A 20,503-nucleotide genomic window follows, 5' to 3' on the forward strand; every position below is an offset into this window, starting at 1 on the left:
CAATTCAATGTCGTCGCTCCTAGACTGTGTTGATGCCGCCGCTGCCAGGCGGCGCGGCTTTGCCCGGAGGCATCGATCATGAGACATCCAGCGCTGCGGCGTTCCGCGCGCCATTCCAAGCGCGACAGCCGTTCTGCGGACAAGAGCGCTCCACCGCCGGCTTCGTCCGGACCCGTTCCGGCCGCCGCGGCCGCTGCGGCCTCGTCCGCGCCGCACCACGATCCGTCCGCGCAGAATCGCGTCGCCCCCGACGCCCCACCTGACGGGGAATACAACCAGGGCGGCGTGCGTCAGGAAGGCCTCGACTACCAGCGCGACCTGGGCTCTGAGCAGGACGCATAAGACTGCTCGGCAGCCCGAGCTTCCAGCCCGAGCAAGACGTTTCCACTTTCATGTGACGAAACGGAAGAAACTCCTTCGCCGCATCATGGCGGCGCGGGTTTGTGCTCGTTTGTCACATTTGCACACATTTTTATTTCCCATTTGCACCGAAACGGCACGCGACTTGCGTGCAATCTTGCCGCACATGTCCGCATGCAACGAAACAACTGAACTAGGTGGAGCACCAATGAGCAGACTGATCGTGGTATCGAATCGTGTCGCGCCGACCCAGGAGGGCCGGCCCGCAGCGGGTGGCCTGGCGATCGGCGTGCTGGACGCGTTGAAGGAAACCGGCGGAGTCTGGTTCGGCTGGAGCGGCGAGACGGTGAGCGAACCGTCGGCGCCGGTAATCGAGAAGCAGGGCAACGTCACGTATGCGACGGTCGGCCTGACCAAGCGCGACTACGACCAGTACTACCGCGGTTTTTCGAATGCGACGCTGTGGCCCACGTTCCACTATCGCAACGACCTCTCGCGCTACGATCGGCAGGAATACGCGGGTTATCAGCGCGTCAATGCGACGCTCGCGAAGCAGTTGAAGGAACTGCTGCGGCCCGACGACATCATCTGGGTTCACGACTATCATCTGCTGCCGTTCGCGCGCTGCCTGCGCGATCTCGGCGTGAAGAATCCGATCGGCTTCTTCCTGCATATTCCGTTTCCGGTTCCCGAGGTGCTGCGCACGATTCCGCCGCACGAGGAACTCGTCAAGGCAATGTGCAGCTACGACGTAATCGGCTTCCAGACGGAGGCGGATCGCCAGTCGTTTGTCGATTTCATCGAGCGCGGTCATCACGGCACCTCGAGCGAAGACGGCATGGTCCACGCGTATAACCGCTTCCTGAAGGTCGCTGCGTATCCAATCGGCATCTATCCCGATGCGATCGCGAAGGCCGCCGAGCAGTTCACCGACCGAAAGCCGGTGCGCAGCCTGCGCGACGGCATGCGCGGACGCAAGCTGATCATGAGCGTCGATCGCCTCGATTATTCGAAGGGGCTCGTCGAGCGCTTTCAGGCGTTCGAACGTCTGCTGCTGAATGCGCCGGGATGGCACGGGCGCGTGTCGCTGGTGCAGATCGCGCCGCCGACGCGCTCCGACGTGCAAACATATCAGCGGATTCGTCAGACGCTGGAAGGCGAGGCCGGCCGCATCAACGGACGCTTCGCGCAGCTCGACTGGACGCCGATCCAGTACCTGAACCGCAAATACGAGCGCAATCTTCTGATGGCGCTGTTCCGTCAATCGCAGGTCGGCTATGTGACGCCGCTGCGCGACGGCATGAATCTCGTCGCGAAGGAATACGTCGCGTCGCAGGACCCGGCCGATCCTGGCGTGCTCGTGCTGTCGCAGTTCGCGGGCGCGGCCGAACAATTGCCGGGCGCGCTCGTCGTCAATCCGTTCGATCTCTCGCAGATGGCCGAGGCGCTCGAACGCGCGCTGTCGATGCCGCTTGCCGAGCGGCAGGCGCGTCACGCCGACATGATGGCGCCGATGCGCGAGAACAACCTGTCCGTGTGGCGCGATACGTTCCTGGCGGATCTGCGTAACGTGGCGACCGCGTCTTCGGTGACGGCCAAAGCGGTAAAGCTCGCTGACGTGACGGCGTCGTCGTCGTCCTAGGAGTTGTGGGCGGCTGCGCGGTTTCTTTGCGTTTGTTAGAAGCCGCGCGAAGCTGATCACGTCGAAGTGAGAGCCTGGAAGGACGCGTTGGAGCAGGGTAGAGAAAGGGCGCACATCATGCGATGCGCGCCCTTTTTGCATCTGCGTCGTTTGTTGGATGCGTGGCGTCGTTACGCGGCGCGCGTATTGACCCGCTGCATCACGCGCATTGTGCTGACCACGGCGGCCACGGCGGAAAAACCCGCGGCAACATAAAGCGCGATGACCGGCCCGCTGTGCGGCGCGACGCCGAAGATCAGCGCGACGAGCGCCGCGCCGAGCGTCTGACCGGTCAGGCGCGCAGTACCGAGCATGCCGCTTGCGCCGCCGCTGCGTTCGCGTGGCGCGGACGACAGCATCGTGCGGTTATTCGGCGACTGGAAGATGCCGAAGCCCGCGCCGCACAACGCCATGCGCCACGCGATCTGCCAGGCGTCCGGATGCGGGCCGAGCGTCGCGAGCAGGAGCAGGCCGACCGTCATCGCGGCGAGCCCCACGCCGCCGAGCCAGCCCGACGAGACCTTGTCCGACAGCACGCCGGCAATCGGCGCGGCGACGATGATGATCGCGGGCCACGGCGTCATCAGCAGACCGGTGTCGACCTGCGAGAAACCGAGCATGTCCTGCAACATGAACGGCAGCGACACGAACGCGAGCATCTGCGCGCAGAACGAACACACCGACGTGCCGATCGACAGCGCGAAGATCGGAATCCTCAGCAAATCGATCGGCAGCAGCGGCGCGGGGCGGCTCAACTGACGGCGCACGAAGAAGTAGCCGATCACCACCGCGCCGATCAGTTCCACGACGACATAGCCGAGCCGTTCGCCGTGGCCGAGTCCGTCGACGGCGAAAATCAGCAGGCCGAATACGAACGCGTTCATCACCGCGCTCAACAGGTCGTACGGGGAATCGTGGCCGCGGTTCATCGGCAGCGCCTTGAAGCCGCCGATAATTGCCGCAATGCCGATCGGCACGTTGATCGCAAACAGCCACGGCCACGGAGCGACCGCGAGCACGCCGGAAGCGACCGTGGGTCCGACTGCGGAGGACACTGCAACCACCATCGCGTTGATCGAGACGCCGCGTCCGAGTTGCGTCGGCGGATAGATCATGCGCACGAGCGCCGTGTTCACGCTCATGACGCCCGCCGCGCCGAAGCCCTGCACGACGCGAGCAATCGCGAGCGTCGGCAGCGAGGTCGAGAGCGCGCAACCGAACGACGCCACCGTAAACAGAATCAGCCCGGCCAGATAGATGCGCCGATAGCCGATGCGGTCGCCAAGCGACGCGAGGGGCAGCAGAGAAATGGTGATGGCGAGTTGATACGCGTTGACGATCCAGATGGAGCCGGCCGCGCTCGCCTGCAAGTTCCGCGCGATGGTGGGCAGCGCGACATTGGCAATCGCGCTGTCGAGCACCGCAAGCGTCAGCGCAAGAGCGATGACGAGCATCGCCCAATAGCGTTGCGGCGTGGGCAGACCGGGTTCGTTATTGGACGGCCGCGCGCTGTCAGGAGCGAGCGTGTCCGCGGCATCCGGCGGTAGGGTCCCGCCGTTGCGGGATGGTTGTGCGTGCATCGGTTGTTCGAGTTGCCTTCAGCGTTCCGCACGAAAGCGCGGCGGGTCGCGACTTATGGCTGCTTTCGCGAAAGGTTCGCGCGCGCTGCGCCGATGCCGCGCCGCTCAATATGATGGCGTGCGTCGCGGCATCCTCCGCAGCTCGCCGCTATTTGAGCTCGTAGAGCCCGGTGTGCGTCGTCGAGTCGATCTCGTTCAGATGAGTCATGAAGCGCGCGACCGCGTTGGTGGTCTCCGCGGTGATGGGCAGATGCGGCACCTTCAGCGCATGCAGCCGGAAAATATAGCGATGCGTTCTGTCGCCGCGCGGCGGCGCGGCACCGCCGAAGCCGACCGTGCCGTAATCGTTGCGCACCTGCAGCGCGCCTTGCGGCAGCAGCGAGCCGTCGGCCTTGCCGGCGTTGCGCGGCAACGAGCGTGCGTCCGCGGGAATGTTGACCACGACCCAGTGCCAGAAGCCGCTGCCCGTTGGCGCGTCGGGATCGTGCACGGTGAGCGCGAAGCTTTGCGTGTCGGCCGGCGCGCCTTCCCATTGCAGCGCGGGCGAGATGTTTTCGCCGTCGACGCCGAATGCCTTGTCGTCGTATTCGTGCGCCTTCGGCATGAAGCCGCTATTGGGAAAATCGTCGGACCACAGACGGAAATCAGCCATTGTGTGCCTCCCTTGCTGGCGGGTTTGATGGCCGAAGCGAGCACCGTGAGTGCCGTGCCGGCGTGAAAGTCGGCGGGCTTAAGTCGCTTCGGGTTAGCCAGTCGAGTGTATCACCGAGGGCTTTCGGTTCGCTCGCCAAACCGCGCGTAGCAGGCGGTGGGCAAGGGCGCTTTCAGGCGCGTTCTTCGAAGCTCGGCGCGTCGCTCTTCAGCCATTCGACGAGACGCGTCAGCACGCCCTCGATGTCGCGATTCGCGCCGCGCAACGCGCATTCCCACACGACGCCGACGCGCCAGCCGGCCGCGAGCAGCGCGGCGCGCACCTTGTCGTCGTTCGCGCGGTTACGGCCGATCTTCTCGCGCCAGAACTCGGGGCGCGTCTGCGGCCATTTGAAAAGAGGGCAGTCGTGACCATGCCAGAAGCAGCCATGCACGAGCACGACGGCGCGGTAGCGAGGCAGCACGATGTCGGGGCGCCCCGGCAAGTCGCGCGCATTCAGGCGAAAGCGAAAGCCCTGCCGATGCAGCAGGCTGCGGATCAGCACTTCGGGCTTCGTATTGCGGCCGCGAATGCCGGACATCATGCGGCTACGCGTGGCGCTGTCGACGATATCGACCATGCTAGCGCGGCGAGTTTGCGCAGCCCGAACAAGTCGGCGTGCAGGAAAGGCACTGGTATCGATTCATGCGATGGCTCCTGAAGCGGTGCGATAAGCAGCGTTGCCTACGCAAGAGCACGATGCGCGCCACTTCGGGCGACGCCGGGATTCGATTGAAACCGCGCGCAGGCAAGCCGGCGTATGCCGGCACCCGGCAGTTTACGCAAAATCGCTTGCACCGCGCGCGTATTGGAGAAAAGCGGTCGCGTCGTCAGGATCGACGTACCAGCATGCACAGGCTTTGCAAGCTGTGCAGACCCGCGTCATAACCTTCGAGCGTATGGCCGAGGAGCACTCTGCGCGCCATGCGTCTTTGCTCGAAGCTCTTCCTCTCGTCGCTTGTCGGCACCCAGTAAATCCCGGTGCGGGCCTCCTGTATATGGCGGACCGTGCCGGCGTCGACGAGCTGACTCAGCGAAGCCTTGATTTGCCGAGTGCTGCTATTCAACTGATTCGCGAGCGCAACGCAGGTATAGCGCACGCCTGGTGTCATGATGGCGTCGAGACTCGACGCAGTCAGTCTTCTGCGTTTTGCTGCCTCCTCTTTTGCATGTGTGTCCTTTGCGTGTCTATCTGTTGCCTCGTTATCCCGGTTCATAGTCGACGCCTCTCTTCTTGCTGCGTTAGCAGTGCTGGATCGTCTTTACATCGCGTGCCGGAACGCGCGTTCTCCGGCCGCGCCAATAAGACCGCCTATTGAGCGGCGTCTGCGGGAACACCGTCGCGAGCAGCGGCGACGGCGGCGTCGCGCTCTTTCGCTGCGGCCGCTTTCTGCCGCATATACACGCGCTTGGCGGCGGCCACTTTGCCGTCATATACGTGATTAGCCGCGGAAATGCGCTCGTGCATCTGCACGATCTGATCGCTTGTACCCGGCGATGTTTTATTCGCCGGGGTTTGTGCCCAGGATGTCGACGCCGCGCTAATCATGCAGAACAACAGAGTGGAAACGATTTTCTTCATGGGCGCTCCTGCTGAAAAAAAGGCGGCCGCCTTAGCGGCCGCGAAAGTCCACCACTCAGACCTTGGTAAGTGGCGGCTCGGGGTTCGTTACTCGCTGCAACGTGTTGGAAAGTTAATGCAAGCGAACCGTCGGCGGAAGAAGCGGAATGGCGTACGCGTAAAGCAAAAGCGAACGCGGTTCATTGAAAGCGATATGGATCTGTTGCGGCGACGCGCGTGCGTATGCGGAATGGAGCGCCCGGCTCCTTGCGGTGCCGTTCGGAAGCGATTAACGCGTTCAGCATTATGTTGCTTCACAGCGTGCATGGGCTCGCGATACGTTCGCTGCTGGCAGTCAACAGGCGACCGGTTAATTAAAGCGCTGATGTTGTCGAGGACTGCCCACCACACCTACTCACTATGAAATTGAAATCGGAGCAAGTTATGCGTGCACTTACAGCGCAATCGTCGAGTATGTTAAACCTCGCCTTTGCCGCGGCATTATTGCTGGGCTATCCGGCAGCAAGTCGCGCGCAAGACGATCGGACACCTGCACCGGCAAGCGCACCGGGTGCGCAAATGGTAGCCTGGCTCACCAGCCGTATCGTCAATATCGACGCGCAGATGAACCGTATCACCGTGCAGGGATCGCACGGCGAGATAGTAGTGATGGAGGTCGATCCCGAGGTGGCCGACATCAGGCTGCTCAAGGTCGGCGACGAGATACAGGTCCAATACAAAAGCGCGCTGTTGTTGTCGGCGGAAAAGGTGGCGGCCAAGGGCGTGCGCTCGCGAGTCGAAGAAGAATCCGCGAGGCCCATATCGCACAGCATGGCCGTGAAGCTGCGCAAGGTCGACGTGGTCGCGACCGTGCAAAGCATCGACCGCAAGAATCGCCAGGTCGTATTGCGCGGACCCTCGCGCAGCATGCCGCTGCAAATTGCCCCGAACGTACCGCTCGACAAGATCGCGGTAGGCGACAGCGTGCACGCGACATATAGCGCTGAGACGGCGGTTCTCATCACACGCGACGGCAAGCCGATTCGTTAATCGTTATGATGAGCCGGCGGTGAAGTGTAAAGCCGAGTACAGCCGCCGGCGTTGCAGGACAATGGCGCGAATTAGAACAGCCGCTCAGTCGATTGCAGAACCCGCTTTGCTTCTACGCTCCCTGTGTTGTCGCTATCGCGGATGGTTTCCAGAAGTATGTCGATAAGGCAATTTGCCGCCGCGCTTTGAGGATGGCCAAGGCGCGAAACGATTCCGATGGATGTATCTTCGAGTTCTTCTCTCAGCGGGAACGCGCAGAACTTGAAGCGCGTCACACAGAGTTCCGCGAGTGGCCACGGGAAGATACTCACCGCGTCGGTTCTTTGCAGTACCGATGCGGCCACCATCAATGAATGCATGTAGTGAACGTTACGCGGTTCCGGCAAGCCATTGCGATAGAACATTTTCTTCGAGAGCCGGCACTCCATATCCGAGTCGAGGCACACCAGCCAATCGGCATCCATCAGATCCGCAAGAGAGCGGGACTGCGCGAGTGGATGTCCACGCCGCGCGACCACGGTCAGGCCGCACGACAAGAGCGGGCGGAAATTGAATTCCGTGTTGACCGTATCGGGAGCCTGCTGGCCCACGAATACTTCGACGCTGCCATCGCGCAAACGCGGATAGGCGATCGACATGAGGCCTTCGAACATCTCGAGTTGCACATTCGGCATCAGCTTGCGGAACTGAATGAATATCTCGGGAAGAAAACATAAAGCTATCCACGGCGTGATCGCGAGCGACAGTTTTCCGCACGGCTCGCCGCGCATCTCATTCAAAGCGCCATGCGCGCGCTCTACTTGCGACACGATAAGTCTTGCATGAGGGAGCAGCGTATTGCCGCATTCCGTCAACGTCGCCCCTGACGATGCGCGCACGATCAAAGGCGCGTTGACGCGGTCTTCGAGATCTTTCAGCGCCTGCGTGATGGCGGAGGGCGACAATCCCAATGCCCTGGCTGCGCCGCGAACGCTGCCGGCGTCTGCAATGGCGACGAGCGCGCGAAGTTGATGGTTCTTCATCGGGTCCTCACCGTTTGAAGGTATGCATGACTAATTGTCAAAACTGTTTGACGATTCAGGCGATTTGTTGGCAGTGCCCTTTCGCAGTGCCCTTTGTTGTGTAACGGGTCAGGAGGTATTTGAAGTTTGCGTTGATGCTGCGCAACGCCTTTGCGATTATGACCGTGGCGAATGCACGGCGCCATCGTCCCAGAAATAATTCTGGATTAACGTGCAGTTATCGTTCGCTGGCTCGGGTTCGCCTGGCGATTTCAATGGCCGTCTCGAGTACCACACATCTTCTGGTTTGAGCGCGCCAGAAAGCGACCAGCCGTCGAGCGGGAATGTCCGCGAGAATTATGCGATTTAACTCACAGGATGCCATTAAGTCCTCTGGGACATGTTCTGGCAATAGCGCAATCGCTCCGCTAACCGACGCCATTCGCAATGACAACTCGAGCGAGTCGCATTCTATCGACGGCTGTATCGCACAACCGAGCACGCGCTCCACGTAACGCCGCACGCCGAAGTGACGAGGCGGCAGCACCAGCTTCAACTCCGACAAACGCGACATGGCTTCGCGGCTGACATCAGTCCGCGCGCTGTGGTAAAGCGCGAGGCGTTCTTCGTGAAGCTCGACGCTTTGAAGGTCGGTCGTGCTCAACTCGGTGGAATAAGCCAGGCCGAGATCGGCCGTGCCGCGCAAAACCATTTCAACGACGCTACTGGAAGTGCTGCATTGCAAAGAGAGACGCGTCTGCGGATAGATTCGCAAGAGTTCGCGGCCGAGGCTCGGTACGAAGTGTCCAACCAGTGTGTCCACTGTGGCAATGCGCAGCGACAGTCCCCAGCCGGGCCCATGCGCGGTGGCGTGCGAAACCGACTGGTCCAGCGCGTCGAGAAGCGGCTCTACCGCCCGAAACAACGCTTCGCCATCCGACGTCAGTTGCATTCCGCGACCATGCCGCCTGAATAGCGCGTGGCCGAGTTTCGATTCGAGCGACTGAATATGCCGGCTCAAGGCCGGCTGCGTGATGCCGACCGCTTCAGCCGCCGCGCGCAGCGAATGGAACTTCGCGACGGCGACGAACATGCGCAATTGCGTGTCGTGGCTGGTACTCATCGTGATGGCGCGTGTCCATGCCGTTTAGAAACGTCTTTCAATGCAATCATTTTGCGAGCCTCGTCCGAACGCAATGAGTGATCGCGATCATCATCGTGGTGATCGCCCAGTAAGCCACGCCCGCAACGATGAGCACGGGGACGATGGTGCCGTCGCGTTCGCCGATTGCCGTCAGGCGCCTGAAGAAATCGCCCAGCGCGATCACATAGACGAGCGACGTGTCCTGGAAGATGACGATGCACTGTGTAAGCGCAAGCGGCACCATCGCGCGAAACGCCTGCGGCAGAATCACATAACGCAGCGTCTGCATGGATGTCATGCCGAGTGCGTATCCCGCCTGAAGCTGTCCGCTCGGCAAGCCGGCGATGCCCGCGCGAATGATTTCGCAGAAGAACGCCGCCTCGAGTAACGAATAAGCAGTCAGTGCAGAAACGAGCCGCAAGTCGACCGTGGACGGAAGATTGAAGAGCGCCTTCAGCAGTTGCGGCACGATCAGGTAGAACCACAACAACAGCATGACGAGCGGAATTGATCGGAATAGCGCTACATAGGTTTGCGTAAAGAGCCGCAGTGCGCGATTCGCCGACAAACTGAATATCGCGAGTACCGTGCCCCAGGCGAGACCGACGAGAATCGCGACAACGGTAATCTGCAACGTGACCTGCATGCCTGAGAGCAACACGTCTCTCGAGTCGATGAGCGCTTGCCAGTCCATCTCGAACATATCAACTCCCGATCATTCCGTGCAGCGCAGTGCGCCGGCGAATCCAGCGCATGCCGCGCAGAATCGCGAAGTTGAGTGCCATATAGGCAAGCGTCACGCAGATAAACGATTCATACGGCTGCGCGGTGTAGTCCACCAGTTGCCGCGCTTGGCCCGAAAGTTCCAGCAAACCGATCGTGGAAGCCACAGCAGAGTTCTTGGATATGATCAGGAACTCGGATGTCAGCGGGCCGAGTATCGTGCGAAACGCGACAGGCAGCAGAACATGGCGATAGGCCTGGGCTCGCGTGAGCCCGAGTGCGAACGCCGCATGGAACTGTCCCACGGGTCGCGCCTGTATGCCCGCGCGCACTTGCTCACAGATTCGCGAACCCGTGTACACGCCGAGCGATACAACCGACGCAATCAGAAACTGCGGATGAGAGGGCAGGCTCTTGAACCAGTCGCCCGCAGCGGTGGGCAGTACTTCTGGCACGACGAAGAACCAGATGAAGAACTGCACGATCAGCGGTACGCCGCGAAAGATTGAAACATAGGCCGCACTCGCCGCATTTGCCGCGCGGTTCGGCAAGGTGCGCATGACGCCGAATACGGTGCCCATTGCAAGTGCAAGCGAGAAGGCAAGCAAGGTCAATTCGACGGTATTCACGAGTCCGGAGAAGAGCCAGTCCAGATAAGTGGCGGGCTCGCCGGTCGCGACCGGCTGCAGCAGCACGCCCCAGTGCCATCTGTAATCCATTGAATACCTCTAGCCTGCGACGCGGCTCACGATGTCGGCTTGTCGCCGGGGTTGGCGAACAGAGTCTTCATTCGCGGCGACAGCGGTACACCGAGATTGAGTTGCTTTGGCGGAATGGGCTGCTCGAACCAGCGCGTGTACATCTTCGCGGCCAGGCCGGACTTCTGGGCGTCGGCGATCGCGGCGTCCATGATGGCTTTCATCGGCGCGTCGTTCTTGCGCAGCATGCAGCCGTACGCCTCGTAGCTCTGCGGCGTGCCGACAATTTCATAGTCATTGGGATTGCGCGTTTTGGCGCGTTCGCCGGCGAGCAACGCGTCGTCCATCATCATGGCTTTCGCGCGGCCCGTGGTCAGCATGAGAAACGATTCGGCATGGTCTTTCGCGCTGATGATGTCCATGTTCATCGACTTCTCGGCATTCATCTTGCGCAGGATCTTTTCCGAAGTAGTGCCCGCGCCGACCACGACGGTTTTGTCTTTCAGATCGTCGAAGTCCTTGATGCCCGACTTCGTGTTGACGAGCAGACGCGTGCCGATAATGAAGAAGCTGTTTGAAAAGGACACTTGCCGCGCGCGCTCGGCGTTGTTCGTCGTGCTCGTGCATTCGAAGTCGATCGTGCCGTTCTGAAGCAGCGACATGCGGTTCTGCGAAGTGATCGGAATAGTGCGGACCTTCAGGTCCGGAAGTTTCAGATCTTTTCTGATGCGCTCGATAATCAGATTCGCGACGTCGATCGAGTAGCCGATCGGCTTTTGATTCGCGTCGTAGTAGGAGAACGGAACCGACGCATCGCGGTAGCCAATGGTAATCACTTTGTCTTCGCTTACTTTCAGAAGCGTGCCCGTGAGCGCGGGTTCCGCCGCCTTCACGCCATGAAGCTGAAGCGCGCTCGATGTTGCAATTGCAACGGTGACGATGGCGCGGGCGAAGTACTCTCGTTTCATCGTTGTCTCCACGGTCTTCATTATCTTTGCTTCAGCGTGCGCCGGTAATCTGCGAAACGTCGATCACATACATCTGGCGTTCACCCTCGTGAACGGAATCGATGCACACGGCGAGACCGTCGCGATTCCAGCGCGGGTGCAAGTCGCAGCGGTTTTCTTTTTTCAGCTCCGGCGGTGCATGGAATTCGCCGATCTCATAGCGCACGCCTTCACGCATGTCGTAGATAAACAGAATGCGTGTGTTGGTCCGCGAATCAGGATAGGTGTCGGATAACAGCCAGCGCGTGTCGACCGGCGAAAAGCTCATATGCCCGTTCTCGGTCAGCAGGTCGCGGCCGATCACTTCCACCTGGCCGTCGTCGGCGTCTTCATACAGATGATAGTGAATGCTGCCGGCGTGCGGGCTCCATGCGACGACGTGCGCATCGTCTTGCCACAACGGGTGCGAGATCTGGTATTCGGACTTCTCGTAGTCGAACGTGCCGACTGCGGACGGATCGAAATCATCCGCCAGTTGCGGCAGCGGATGGTCCGAGCATTCGAGCAGGCGCATGCCGGAGCCGTCGGCGTTCATCGTAATCAGCCGGTGCAGGAAGCACGTTTCGTCGGCGGTGCGCTCTGTCCAGCGGTGCAAAAACAGCATGCGCGACGACGCAGGATTGATCTCGATGTGGCTTACCCAGTGGATCGCGCGCTCCATCGACGCAACCGGGTGGAACTCGCGCAAGTCGTCATAGCTGACAATCAATGCAGTCTCGCCGGTTGCGAGATCGAGGCGATGGATGCCGTCGTCTGCGGGCGCCAGCTCTAACGTGAATGGGCCGCCATGCTCCGCGTAGCCTATCGTTTCGTGCGTCACATAGAGGCGCCGGTAATCGACGCAAAGCGCATAGCGGCTATCGGGTGCGCATACATAAACGGGCATTGAAAGCGCCGTCTTTTTCCCGCTGTCGATGTCGAAAACAATCGCGCCGAAACCTGGGCAGCGCGCCGACGTATCGTCGGTACGTATGTTGTAAATGAACTTGTGGCCGGGCTCGCCGTCGAGCCATTGCAACTGGCAGCCCATTTGCCAGTTCCATGCGGTGGTTGTGTCGATCGCATGAAAAAGTTCGCGATCCTTAAGGTCGAAGTACCCGACGTTGGCCCGCAAGTCCGGCGTAAGCGGCGCATCCATCATTGCGACCTCGTTGCCGAGCAGATAGCGGCCCGTGCGATCCCACGCGCTCTTGTTGTAATAGCCGAAGAAATGATGCCGCTCGCCGCCGCGTAGCCGCTGGATAGGACAGGTGCGCCGAAGGGTTCGTGCGCGGTGGCCAGGGCGGTCGGCAATGCAAAGCGGCGAGGCGATCATGAGCGGCCAGGGCTAAAGAGTGCAGGCAAAGCGCCGACGGTTCCTGCCGGCACGAAGAGTGGCAGAAGAATATCGCCGCTCGGCGACGCCGGACAATTCATTTTTGCGGTACGGCTATTCGCGTTTGGTATAGTCAGCCGTCCTAGTCGATTGGATTTCCTCTACATGACGCGGCCATTGAACTTCCAGCAGATTCAGGCGTTCCGCGCCGTCATGCAGATGGGTACGACGACCGGCGCCGCTGCGGCGCTCAATACGACTCAGCCGTCCGTCAGTCGCCGCCTCGCTGAACTGCAAAGCTCTTCGGGCCTGAAACTGTTCGAGATGCACCACGGCAGGTTGAGACCGACAAGCGAAGGACAACTGCTGTACAAGACGGTGCAGAAGCATTTCAACGGTCTGGAGAACATCGAGTCCGTGGTCTCGATTCTGCGCAATTCGGGTACGGGCGCACTGCATATCGGCTGCACGCCGACGCTCGGCAGCGGCCTTTTGCCGCAGGTCATCCGCGAGTTCCGCTCGCGTTTTCCGCAAACGTATCTGAACTTGCAGACGGCCGCTACGCCGCAATTGATCGATCTGCTGCGTCAGGATCTGTTCGATCTGATACTGACTACCGGCAAGCTCGACGAACTCGACTTCGAGACCGAGATCATCAAGACGGTGCCGGCCGTATGCGTGCTGCCGCCTGGTCATCGGTTGAAAGATCAGTCCACGGTTCATGTGGAGGCGCTGCGCGGCGAGCCCTTGCTCTCGCTTGGAGAGATGGACGACCTGACCATCGCGATCAAGGCGGTGCTGGCTGCGCACGATATGCCGGTCGACTTTGCGATCCAGACCACGTCGTCCATCACCATCTGTGCGCTCGTGAGCGCGGGCATTGGCGTGGCAATCGTCAATCCGTATGTGGCGAGCACCTATGCCGGTCAGTTGCTGGTGAAACCGTTCGAGCCGACGATCGATGTGCCGGTGCGCATGGCGATGCCCGCGCACACTGCGCCATCGCTATTGAGCCGGCATTTCATCGATGTTCTGCGCGCGCATCTGGACACGATCGCCGGGTCCGCGCTCGACGTCTCCGCACGCCGATAAACTTTCTCGTTGTTCCGTTTCATTGGACCTATGATGTTTTCACCGCTGTCTTTGCGACAGCGGTTGACACGTCGCGTGCAAACTTCGGAGACGATCAATGCCGTGGTGAGCGCAGAGCCATTACGAATCGAACAACAGGAGTGCTGTCATGAGCAATCAGCCTGCGATCTTGCTGGTCCACGGTTTTTGGGGAGGAGCCGCCCATTGGAGCAAAGTCATCGTCGAGCTTGCGCGTCAAGGTCACGAATCGATTCGCGCCGTTGAATTGCCGCTGACCTCGCTTGCTGACGACGTCGAACGAACCAGCAAGATGATCGCCCAGATCGGCGGACCGGTCTTGTTGGTCGGTCATTCGTATGGAGGCGCGGTCATCACGCAGGCGGGCAATCATCCGAACGTGACGGGGCTCGTGTATATCGCGGCGTTCGCGCCGGATACGGGGGAGAGTCCGGGCGGCATCACGCAGCAGCGTCCGCCAGAGGCGGCCCGCCAATCTCGAGCCGGACAGCGACGGTTACCTGTGGATCAAGCCGGAGAAATTCCGTCAAAGCTTCTGTCAGGACCTGAGCGCCGATGAGGCGCTTGTCATGGCCGTCACGCAGAAGGCGCCATTAGCGGGAACGTTCGGAGACCCAATCACTTCGGCGGCATGGGCGCGGAAACCATCGTGGTATCAGATTTCCAGCGAAGACCGAATGATTCATCCGGAGAACCAGAAGATGATGTCCGCGCGGCTCAACGCAAGAAAGATCGTGACGCTTGCGGCTAGTCACGCGTCGCTCGCGTCGCGGCCCACGGAGGTCGCGGCGCTGATTCACGAGGCCGCGACGCAGCCGACAAGCTGAGTTTACGGACGAGTCTTGCGGCCACGCGGTTCTGTCCACGCCGACTACGCGACAGGACCGCGTGTGTGCAAGCGACTATGCGCGCAGTGCTACTTTTGCGCGCTTCGCTTGAACGTCTTGCCCGAGCAGCGCACCGATATGCGGCGCCATGATGCGCGCCACTTCCTGCATGACCGGCACCACCACGCTGTTGCCGAACTGACGATACGCCTGGGTGTCGCTCACGGGAATCACGAAGTCGTCGGGAAAGCCCATCAGACGGGCGCACTCGCGCGGCGTCAAGCGGCGCGGCCGTTCGCCCTGGCCTTGCGCGAGAAGAATCTCGGAGCCGTCCTTGTGGTAACGCGCCGACAGCGTGCGTGTGACGCTTTGCGGTGTGACCAACCCGAAGCCGAACCCGTTGCCAGCGGCGCGATGTTTGTCGGCGTAGGCCTGCAAGTACGCCCACAGATTCGGCGTCAACGTGTACTTCGGCTGAACCTTGCGCTGAACGTGATCGAAGAAACGCTCGCCGTCGTGCGGCAACAGCGGCTCGCTGCCGTCGGTCTTGTGCAGGATCGACGCGAGGCGCGGCCCGATTGCGGGCAAGCGCAGGTCGTCGAAAGAAAATTCGGTGTCCGAACGAAACCCGATAATCACGATTCGCTCGCGATGCTGCGGCGTGAAATGCTGCCCGTCGATGACCTTATAGTGCACGTCGTATTTCAACTCGTCGCGCAATACTTCGAGAATCGTTCGAAACGTATTGCCCTTATCGTGCGACATGAGGTTCTTGACGTTCTCGAGCACGAACGCGGCCGGACGTTTTGCATCGATAATGCGTGCGACGTCATAGAAGAGCGTGCCTTGCGTCGTGCATTCGAAACCATGCGGGCGGCCGAGCGAATTCTTCTTGCTCACGCCCGCGATGCTGAACGGCTGGCATGGAAAGCCGGCGAGCAGCACGTCGTGCGGCGGAATCTCGTCTTCCGCGAACGAAACGATGTCGCCGACGAACTGATGCGAGTCGTCGGCGTCGCGATGATTCTGCTGATACGTCTTCTTCGAGAACTCGTTCCATTCGCTCGTGAAGACGCACTGACCGCCATGTGCTTCAAAGCCGCGCCGAATCCCGCCGATGCCGGCAAAGAGATCGATGAAGCGAAAAGCCGGCGCGCCTTGCGCGAGCCCGCTGCGTGATTTCGTTCGCAGCATTTCACGCAACGCCGCTTGCGCAATCCGCGGGCAACTCTGATCGGTCTTCCAGCGGCGAATGGTTCGAACGTTTTTTCCGCAGCGTGCCGCGATTTCGGCCTGGCTATAGACCTGCAACGCTTGAGTGAGCAGGTCGTGGCTCGTCGCCAGGGTCATGTCGCGTGTCATGTGTTTTTCGCTGGGAATTTTGGCGGACATTTTGACCGTTCGATAACCGCCTGTCCAGGAATTTTGGGGCGCGATGTGGCGCGCCGGAACGTCGGCGGCGAAATGCGCTTGTCACGGTTGGATGTGTACGCTAGCAGCGTGACGCGAAGTCCCTGCGTTGCGACGTGTTCAGGCCGCGGCATGGTTCGCGGCCGTTTTTTTAGGGCGAGAAGGTCGTCGGCGACGGCGCATCGCCGTCGTTCGCGCGGCGGGCCGCGTCAGGCCGGCTGCGCTAGGCCGGGCCGCGTGAGGCAAGCGCGATGAAGCGGCGGCTAGACGGGGTGCCCCGCGCCGGATTCGTGCGTCGGCGGAAAGAGCGCCGCGGTCGCGGGCGCGAGTTCGTCCCACGGGACGGGCGGCTCGGCCTCGAACTGGTCGAGTTGGAGCAGGAGGCTGTCGACTGCGCAGAGCTGCGGGTGCGTGAGGCTGCCCGTATCGAGCAGCTTGTAGAGGCGCTCGCGCCAGTAGGCCGGCGCCAGGATCGGTCCGGCGAGGTCGCCTTGCAGCGACAGTCGCATGACACGCGCGATGTGCGTGATGTCGCCGTCGATCAGCGCGGCTTTCGACGATGCCGACAGGTTGATGGGTGTGCGGTCCATGGCTCCTCCATGGCCGCTATTACGGCCGGCTGAAGGGAAACTTTAGGGCTTCCGCGAAAAATATTCCTGCGGTTGGCGGCGCGCGGGCATTTCGCCCGCTTATGCGTGGCCGTTTCGGTCCGAAGAATGGCGGGCATGGCCGTTGCTCGATCCGGTTACTGGCGCAATATCGCGTCGGCATTGCTTTCAACCGGAGTCGAAGATGAACAAGGACCAGGTAAAAGGGGTAGGCGAACAGGTGAAGGGCAAGATCAACGAAGCCGTGGGCAAGGCAACCGATAACCCCGGCAAGGAACTCAAGGGCGATCTCCAGCAGGGCGCGGGCAAGGTTCAGCAGAGCTACGGCGACGCGAAGGAAGACGCCAAGGACGCCAGGGACGAAGCCAAGCGCAACAACCCGTAATCCCGTGTGATGCGGTTTGACGAAAGGGCGCCTCGGCGCCTTTTCTCTTTGCAGCGCAGATCCGGCCTGGGAGTAACCCGGCTTTGGCGCGCAGAGCGCGCCGCGCAGGCTGCGTCGCCTTTAGACTGAATGCATCCAACACGGAGGCCGCGCCAATGACACCGGAAAAAGTCCTTTCGATGTTCGAACGCCAGTATCTGGAGGGCAAAGCGCCCGTCGACCTCGAGGAAACCTGCGCGAATTTCGCGGCCTGGGTCGCGTCGACGTGGGAGCAGCTCGACGCCGGGCACAGGTCGCTGCTGGTGACGGTGGGCGCCGCGTTGTGGCGCGAGGGCTATAACGTGCGCGCGGGCAGCGCGACGAAAGATTTGTGGTGAGCGTCGGCTGACGTCGGGGGCCTGCCGGCTTCCGCACACGTTGCGCCGACTCGGTTTATATTTGGCCGTCGCCGGATCGGGACGATGCATTGAGGCCGCGCATTACGCATTGCGTGCTGGGCGCCGTATCAGCGCCGGCCGTGCCGCCATGCCGCCGAACTGGCTCTGTCGATCGTCCCGATACCGTTTTCATCCGCCATTCCCGCACAGGGCTACACCATCACATGACAGATCTGTCCGCATTCCCGATCACGAAGAAATGGCCCGCCGCGCATCCCGAGCGCCTGCAGCTCTATTCGCTGCCGACGCCCAACGGCGTGAAAGTGTCGATCATGCTCGAGGAAACCGGCTTGCCGTATGAGCCGCATCTGGTGCGCTTCGACACCAACGATCAGTTGACGCCCGAGTTCATGTCGCTCAACCCGAACAACAAGATTCCGGCGATCATCGATCCGAACGGGCCGGACGGCAAGCCGCTGCCGCTCTTCGAATCGGGCGCGATCCTGATCTATCTCGCGGACAAGACCGGGCAGTTGATTCCGCAGGACGCCGCCGGCCGTTACGAGGCCATTCAGTGGGTCATGTTCCAGATGGGCGGCATCGGTCCGATGTTCGGCCAGCTCGGCTTCTTCCACAAATTCGCGGGCAAGGAGTACGAGGACAAGCGTCCGCGCGATCGCTACGTCGCCGAATCGAAGCGCTTGCTCGGCGTGCTGGAGCAGCGTCTGGAGGGACGCGAGTGGATTCTCGGCGATCAGTACTCGATTGCCGATATTGCGACGTTTCCGTGGGTGCGCAATCTGATCGGTTTCTATGAAGCCGGCGAGCTCGTCGCGATTCAGGACTTTCCCAACGTTCAGCGCGCGCTGGCCGCGTTCGTCGCTCGGCCGGCGGTGGTTCGCGGGCTGGATAGTCCGAAGCGGGGTTAGCGGGGAGCGGGCGGGCGCTGCGCTGCGGGCCGCGGTTTTTGGTCGATGCCAGGATTCTCCGCGGCGAGGCGCTTGGACTGGCCAAGACCCGTGCGATAGCAGAGTTGGCAGGAAAAGCGGCGGACTGTCTGGGATCAAACGGCAGCAATGCTTTGCCGAGCGGACCTGCGATTGATGAAGTCAATTGGGAGGAGTTGGAAGCGCTTTACCGGGCAGGTGTTCTACCCCGTAAGGCGCCCCAGGACGTTGCGGACAAGACCAGGTCTCACTTCGTAATGAATGCCTTGAGCGACATACTGCGAATGTCGACGGTTACATTCGAAGACGCTCAGATTCGATAACGAGTGAGTTGCGCGTCGGTCAGAGGTTGATCCGCCGAAGTTCATCCGGATCGTCAGCCAGGTGAGCGGTGAGTGGCGCAGCGATGCCCATGTTTGGTCACGGTCCATCCGATCACAAACGACGTTAGCTAGACGTGCAGGAAAACGTTAGTTCCGCTTCCTGCGGTGTCCATCCGCGGACGCCATGCGTCTGCATATCGACCTGATGCATCTGCTGACCCTGCTGGCGGCAATATTCGTCGGCGCGTTTGAGGCTCGATGCCTTTACTTCGCCCCACGGCGTCATGCCGCCGCGAACCTGCGTAGTGACGATGTAGCGACCGTTGCCGGCCGGCGTAACGTCGGATATGGTGGTGCACGCGGCAAGCATGGTCAACGCTGCCAAGGCGGTCTTCATTTTCATTGTCGTCATCCCCGTGGGCTGCAATTGTGCAACCAACAGCGCGCTGGGGCAACATCCCTGGATCGTGCCGGAGGTTCGCCGGCACAGTGCGACCGAAGGCGAACGCGGCGACGCAAATACTGGAAGGGTAGTTGGTCCCCCTGGCAGGAATCGAACCTGCATCTAGCGCTTAGGAGGCACTTGTTCTATCCATTGAACTACAGGGAGCGGATAGCTACAACGGGGCGGACCGGACCCCTGATCTGTGATTGCCGCGCCGAAATGACGCCGCAAGCGCTTGCGTTTTCAGCCATGCAAGCGAGGGCAAGAGTATAGCAAAACCGTCCGAAACGACGTCACGCCCAACCTCAAAACTCCACCACCGCGAACTCCGCCTTGCCGACGTCGCACAGCGGGCAGCGCCAGTCCTCGGGAATCGCGGCAAAGCGGGTGCCGGGGGCGATGCCTTCTTCGGGCAAACCTTCTTCTTCGTTATAGATCCAGCCGCAAATCAGGCAAACCCAGCTCTTGTACTCAGTCACTTCCGTTACTTCGCTCACGACGTACTCTTCTCTCTTCAATGCAATGATCCCGCGCAGTCTGCCCCTTTTTCGGGCATCCGCGGAGAGCCGCAATATTACCGGAATTCGTCAACGGCATCGGCAATCGGATCTGATGCAGGCACGCACCAGCTCCGTCACGCACCGCGTGTATGCTGCTGACTCGCAGCGGCGCTGCGCATCGTGCGTGGCTCACGTTTCTAACAAGGAGAAAACGATGTTCAAAACCAGATGGTTGACCGGCGCGGCACTGGCTGGATTGCTGGCGGCGTCCGGCGCGGCGCAGGCGGCAAGCGTGTCCTTCGTGCAGCCGACGGACGGCGCGACCGTCAGCAATCCCGTCCACGTGGTATTCGCCGTCGACGGCATGAAGATCGCCCCGGCCGGCACGATGACGGACGGCACGGGCCATCATCATCTGCTGGTGGATGGCAAGCCGCTGCCGAAAGGCGAGGTGATTCCCGCCAACGACAAATCGCTGCACTTCGGCAAGGGTCAGACGGAAACGGACCTGACACTGCCGCCGGGCGACCATACACTGACGCTGCAATTCGGCGACGGCGCACATCGCTCTTATGGTCCCGGACTCAGCAAGACCATCACCGTGCATGTGAAATAGCGCGCGCCGCCGGATCGCAAATGGCCGGGCGCGCGTCGGCATCGCCCGGCAGCCGCTTCATGCGCGCGTTCGCACGCTCGCAAGGAGATAAGAGCCGACGCAAGCCACCCGAGCCGACCGTCGACGCCAGGCATCGCGACGCGG

Annotated in this window: 23 protein-coding genes, 1 tRNA gene and 1 pseudogene; 9 read left to right on the top strand and 16 right to left on the bottom strand. The window is 61.2% G+C overall.

Annotated elements, in window-relative coordinates; translation table 11 throughout:
* Positions 1–78: 78 nt before the first annotated feature.
* Entirely contained in the window at positions 79–342 is a 264-nt protein-coding gene (locus AB6809_RS15945) for a hypothetical protein (RefSeq protein ID WP_029970025.1), read from the top strand.
* 226 nt (positions 343–568) lie between these two features.
* Positions 569–2,002 (top strand): alpha,alpha-trehalose-phosphate synthase (UDP-forming), encoded by a 1,434-nt coding sequence (otsA, locus tag AB6809_RS15950; RefSeq protein ID WP_029970024.1) that lies wholly within the window; start codon positions 569–571, stop codon positions 2,000–2,002.
* 170 nt (positions 2,003–2,172) lie between these two features.
* On the opposite strand, the gene AB6809_RS15955 is transcribed toward otsA, so the two are convergent.
* The 5 genes from AB6809_RS15955 to AB6809_RS15975 form a co-directional block, all read right to left on the bottom strand.
* Positions 2,173–3,621 (bottom strand): MFS transporter, encoded by a 1,449-nt coding sequence (locus AB6809_RS15955; protein ID WP_081653042.1) that lies wholly within the window; start codon positions 3,619–3,621, stop codon positions 2,173–2,175.
* A 148-nt stretch (positions 3,622–3,769) separates the two neighbouring features.
* Positions 3,770–4,273 carry a YbhB/YbcL family Raf kinase inhibitor-like protein gene (locus AB6809_RS15960; protein WP_006048419.1) on the bottom strand — a complete coding sequence of 168 codons (504 nt, stop codon included), beginning with the start codon at positions 4,271–4,273 and terminating at the stop codon, positions 3,770–3,772.
* A 172-nt stretch (positions 4,274–4,445) separates the two neighbouring features.
* Positions 4,446–4,892, bottom strand: coding sequence for a very short patch repair endonuclease (locus AB6809_RS15965; RefSeq protein ID WP_006048418.1), 447 nt, complete (start codon positions 4,890–4,892; stop codon positions 4,446–4,448).
* A gap of 250 nt (positions 4,893–5,142) precedes the next feature.
* The gene (locus AB6809_RS15970) at positions 5,143–5,529 is read right to left on the bottom strand and encodes a hypothetical protein (RefSeq protein WP_006048417.1); all 387 of its coding nucleotides are present in this window, start codon (positions 5,527–5,529) and stop codon (positions 5,143–5,145) included.
* A gap of 95 nt (positions 5,530–5,624) precedes the next feature.
* Positions 5,625–5,894 carry a hypothetical protein gene (locus tag AB6809_RS15975; protein WP_006048416.1) on the bottom strand — a complete coding sequence of 90 codons (270 nt, stop codon included), beginning with the start codon at positions 5,892–5,894 and terminating at the stop codon, positions 5,625–5,627.
* Between the two features lie 558 nt (positions 5,895–6,452).
* Between AB6809_RS15975 and AB6809_RS15980 the strand changes: the two genes are divergently transcribed.
* Complete coding sequence (locus AB6809_RS15980; RefSeq protein ID WP_310034637.1) at positions 6,453–6,923, top strand: hypothetical protein; 471 nt, start codon at positions 6,453–6,455, stop codon at positions 6,921–6,923.
* 71 nt (positions 6,924–6,994) lie between these two features.
* On the opposite strand, the gene AB6809_RS15985 is transcribed toward AB6809_RS15980, so the two are convergent.
* From AB6809_RS15985 to AB6809_RS16010, 6 genes are all read right to left on the bottom strand, one after another.
* Positions 6,995–7,945 carry a LysR family transcriptional regulator gene (locus tag AB6809_RS15985; RefSeq protein ID WP_006048414.1) on the bottom strand — a complete coding sequence of 317 codons (951 nt, stop codon included), beginning with the start codon at positions 7,943–7,945 and terminating at the stop codon, positions 6,995–6,997.
* Positions 7,946–8,162: 217 nt separating this feature from the next.
* Positions 8,163–9,047 (bottom strand): LysR family transcriptional regulator, encoded by an 885-nt coding sequence (locus AB6809_RS15990; protein ID WP_216649244.1) that lies wholly within the window; start codon positions 9,045–9,047, stop codon positions 8,163–8,165.
* A gap of 46 nt (positions 9,048–9,093) precedes the next feature.
* Positions 9,094–9,771 carry an ABC transporter permease subunit gene (locus AB6809_RS15995; protein WP_029970016.1) on the bottom strand — a complete coding sequence of 226 codons (678 nt, stop codon included), beginning with the start codon at positions 9,769–9,771 and terminating at the stop codon, positions 9,094–9,096.
* Between the two features lies 1 nt (position 9,772).
* Complete coding sequence (locus AB6809_RS16000) at positions 9,773–10,510, bottom strand: amino acid ABC transporter permease (RefSeq protein ID WP_029970015.1); 738 nt, start codon at positions 10,508–10,510, stop codon at positions 9,773–9,775.
* A 26-nt stretch (positions 10,511–10,536) separates the two neighbouring features.
* Entirely contained in the window at positions 10,537–11,457 is a 921-nt protein-coding gene (locus tag AB6809_RS16005; RefSeq protein WP_029970014.1) for a glutamate/aspartate ABC transporter substrate-binding protein, read from the bottom strand.
* 31 nt (positions 11,458–11,488) lie between these two features.
* Positions 11,489–12,811 carry a hypothetical protein gene (locus tag AB6809_RS16010; protein WP_029970013.1) on the bottom strand — a complete coding sequence of 441 codons (1,323 nt, stop codon included), beginning with the start codon at positions 12,809–12,811 and terminating at the stop codon, positions 11,489–11,491.
* A 165-nt stretch (positions 12,812–12,976) separates the two neighbouring features.
* Here AB6809_RS16010 and AB6809_RS16015 point away from each other — a divergent pair, with 165 nt between their 5' ends.
* The gene (locus tag AB6809_RS16015; RefSeq protein WP_029970012.1) at positions 12,977–13,903 is read left to right on the top strand and encodes a LysR substrate-binding domain-containing protein; all 927 of its coding nucleotides are present in this window, start codon (positions 12,977–12,979) and stop codon (positions 13,901–13,903) included.
* A 148-nt stretch (positions 13,904–14,051) separates the two neighbouring features.
* Positions 14,052–14,748 (top strand): annotated as a pseudogene (locus AB6809_RS16020) (alpha/beta hydrolase).
* 75 nt (positions 14,749–14,823) lie between these two features.
* On the opposite strand, the gene dcm reads toward AB6809_RS16020, so the two are convergent.
* Together dcm and AB6809_RS16030 are read right to left on the bottom strand one after the other, a co-directional pair.
* Positions 14,824–16,110 carry a DNA (cytosine-5-)-methyltransferase gene (gene dcm / locus AB6809_RS16025; protein WP_029970010.1) on the bottom strand — a complete coding sequence of 429 codons (1,287 nt, stop codon included), beginning with the start codon at positions 16,108–16,110 and terminating at the stop codon, positions 14,824–14,826.
* A gap of 311 nt (positions 16,111–16,421) precedes the next feature.
* Entirely contained in the window at positions 16,422–16,748 is a 327-nt protein-coding gene (locus tag AB6809_RS16030; RefSeq protein WP_006048405.1) for a hypothetical protein, read from the bottom strand.
* Between the two features lie 202 nt (positions 16,749–16,950).
* On the opposite strand from AB6809_RS16030, the gene AB6809_RS16035 reads away from it, so the two are divergent.
* The 3 genes from AB6809_RS16035 (at position 16,951) to AB6809_RS16045 (ending at position 18,457) form a co-directional block, all read left to right on the top strand.
* A complete protein-coding gene (locus AB6809_RS16035; RefSeq protein ID WP_006048404.1) occupies positions 16,951–17,151 on the top strand; it encodes a CsbD family protein in 201 nt (66 codons plus the stop codon).
* Positions 17,152–17,306: 155 nt separating this feature from the next.
* Complete coding sequence (locus tag AB6809_RS16040) at positions 17,307–17,528, top strand: hypothetical protein (protein ID WP_029970009.1); 222 nt, start codon at positions 17,307–17,309, stop codon at positions 17,526–17,528.
* A gap of 224 nt (positions 17,529–17,752) precedes the next feature.
* Positions 17,753–18,457, top strand: coding sequence for a glutathione binding-like protein (locus AB6809_RS16045; RefSeq protein ID WP_006048402.1), 705 nt, complete (start codon positions 17,753–17,755; stop codon positions 18,455–18,457).
* 465 nt (positions 18,458–18,922) lie between these two features.
* On the opposite strand, the gene AB6809_RS16050 is transcribed toward AB6809_RS16045, so the two are convergent.
* The 3 genes from AB6809_RS16050 to AB6809_RS16060 all read right to left on the bottom strand — a co-directional run bounded on the left by AB6809_RS16050 (position 18,923) and on the right by AB6809_RS16060 (position 19,740).
* Positions 18,923–19,195: a hypothetical protein gene (locus AB6809_RS16050; RefSeq protein WP_029970008.1), complete on the bottom strand. Its 273-nt coding sequence runs from the start codon at positions 19,193–19,195 to the stop codon at positions 18,923–18,925.
* Positions 19,196–19,333: 138 nt separating this feature from the next.
* A tRNA-Arg gene (locus AB6809_RS16055) sits at positions 19,334–19,408 on the bottom strand.
* Between the two features lie 140 nt (positions 19,409–19,548).
* The gene (locus AB6809_RS16060; RefSeq protein ID WP_029970007.1) at positions 19,549–19,740 is read right to left on the bottom strand and encodes a rubredoxin; all 192 of its coding nucleotides are present in this window, start codon (positions 19,738–19,740) and stop codon (positions 19,549–19,551) included.
* A 217-nt stretch (positions 19,741–19,957) separates the two neighbouring features.
* Here AB6809_RS16060 and AB6809_RS16065 point away from each other — a divergent pair, with 217 nt between their 5' ends.
* The gene (locus AB6809_RS16065; protein WP_029970006.1) at positions 19,958–20,359 is read left to right on the top strand and encodes a DUF4399 domain-containing protein; all 402 of its coding nucleotides are present in this window, start codon (positions 19,958–19,960) and stop codon (positions 20,357–20,359) included.
* Positions 20,360–20,503 lie beyond the last annotated feature (144 nt).

Origin of the sequence: Paraburkholderia sp. RCC_158, assembly GCF_041355255.1 — a bacterium.
GTDB classification, from domain to species: domain Bacteria; phylum Pseudomonadota; class Gammaproteobacteria; order Burkholderiales; family Burkholderiaceae; genus Paraburkholderia; species Paraburkholderia graminis.

Excerpts from the sequence above, each read along its gene's own strand:
- AB6809_RS15945 (WP_029970025.1), top strand. The coding sequence starts at position 79 with ATGAGACATCCAGCGCTGCGGCGTTCCGCGCGCCATTCCAAGCGCGAC.
- otsA (WP_029970024.1), top strand. The coding sequence starts at position 569 with ATGAGCAGACTGATCGTGGTATCGAATCGTGTCGCGCCGACCCAGGAG.
- AB6809_RS15955 (WP_081653042.1), bottom strand. The coding sequence starts at position 3,621 with ATGCACGCACAACCATCCCGCAACGGCGGGACCCTACCGCCGGATGCC.
- AB6809_RS15960 (WP_006048419.1), bottom strand. The coding sequence starts at position 4,273 with ATGGCTGATTTCCGTCTGTGGTCCGACGATTTTCCCAATAGCGGCTTC.
- AB6809_RS15965 (WP_006048418.1), bottom strand. The coding sequence starts at position 4,892 with ATGGTCGATATCGTCGACAGCGCCACGCGTAGCCGCATGATGTCCGGC.
- AB6809_RS15970 (WP_006048417.1), bottom strand. The coding sequence starts at position 5,529 with ATGAACCGGGATAACGAGGCAACAGATAGACACGCAAAGGACACACAT.
- AB6809_RS15975 (WP_006048416.1), bottom strand. The coding sequence starts at position 5,894 with ATGAAGAAAATCGTTTCCACTCTGTTGTTCTGCATGATTAGCGCGGCG.
- AB6809_RS15980 (WP_310034637.1), top strand. The coding sequence starts at position 6,453 with ATGGTAGCCTGGCTCACCAGCCGTATCGTCAATATCGACGCGCAGATG.
- AB6809_RS15985 (WP_006048414.1), bottom strand. The coding sequence starts at position 7,945 with ATGAAGAACCATCAACTTCGCGCGCTCGTCGCCATTGCAGACGCCGGC.
- AB6809_RS15990 (WP_216649244.1), bottom strand. The coding sequence starts at position 9,047 with ATGAGTACCAGCCACGACACGCAATTGCGCATGTTCGTCGCCGTCGCG.
- AB6809_RS15995 (WP_029970016.1), bottom strand. The coding sequence starts at position 9,771 with ATGTTCGAGATGGACTGGCAAGCGCTCATCGACTCGAGAGACGTGTTG.
- AB6809_RS16000 (WP_029970015.1), bottom strand. The coding sequence starts at position 10,510 with ATGGATTACAGATGGCACTGGGGCGTGCTGCTGCAGCCGGTCGCGACC.
- AB6809_RS16005 (WP_029970014.1), bottom strand. The coding sequence starts at position 11,457 with ATGAAACGAGAGTACTTCGCCCGCGCCATCGTCACCGTTGCAATTGCA.
- AB6809_RS16010 (WP_029970013.1), bottom strand. The coding sequence starts at position 12,811 with ATGATCGCCTCGCCGCTTTGCATTGCCGACCGCCCTGGCCACCGCGCA.
- AB6809_RS16015 (WP_029970012.1), top strand. The coding sequence starts at position 12,977 with ATGACGCGGCCATTGAACTTCCAGCAGATTCAGGCGTTCCGCGCCGTC.
- dcm (WP_029970010.1), bottom strand. The coding sequence starts at position 16,110 with ATGACACGCGACATGACCCTGGCGACGAGCCACGACCTGCTCACTCAA.
- AB6809_RS16030 (WP_006048405.1), bottom strand. The coding sequence starts at position 16,748 with ATGGACCGCACACCCATCAACCTGTCGGCATCGTCGAAAGCCGCGCTG.
- AB6809_RS16035 (WP_006048404.1), top strand. The coding sequence starts at position 16,951 with ATGAACAAGGACCAGGTAAAAGGGGTAGGCGAACAGGTGAAGGGCAAG.
- AB6809_RS16040 (WP_029970009.1), top strand. The coding sequence starts at position 17,307 with ATGACACCGGAAAAAGTCCTTTCGATGTTCGAACGCCAGTATCTGGAG.
- AB6809_RS16045 (WP_006048402.1), top strand. The coding sequence starts at position 17,753 with ATGACAGATCTGTCCGCATTCCCGATCACGAAGAAATGGCCCGCCGCG.
- AB6809_RS16050 (WP_029970008.1), bottom strand. The coding sequence starts at position 19,195 with ATGAAGACCGCCTTGGCAGCGTTGACCATGCTTGCCGCGTGCACCACC.
- AB6809_RS16065 (WP_029970006.1), top strand. The coding sequence starts at position 19,958 with ATGTTCAAAACCAGATGGTTGACCGGCGCGGCACTGGCTGGATTGCTG.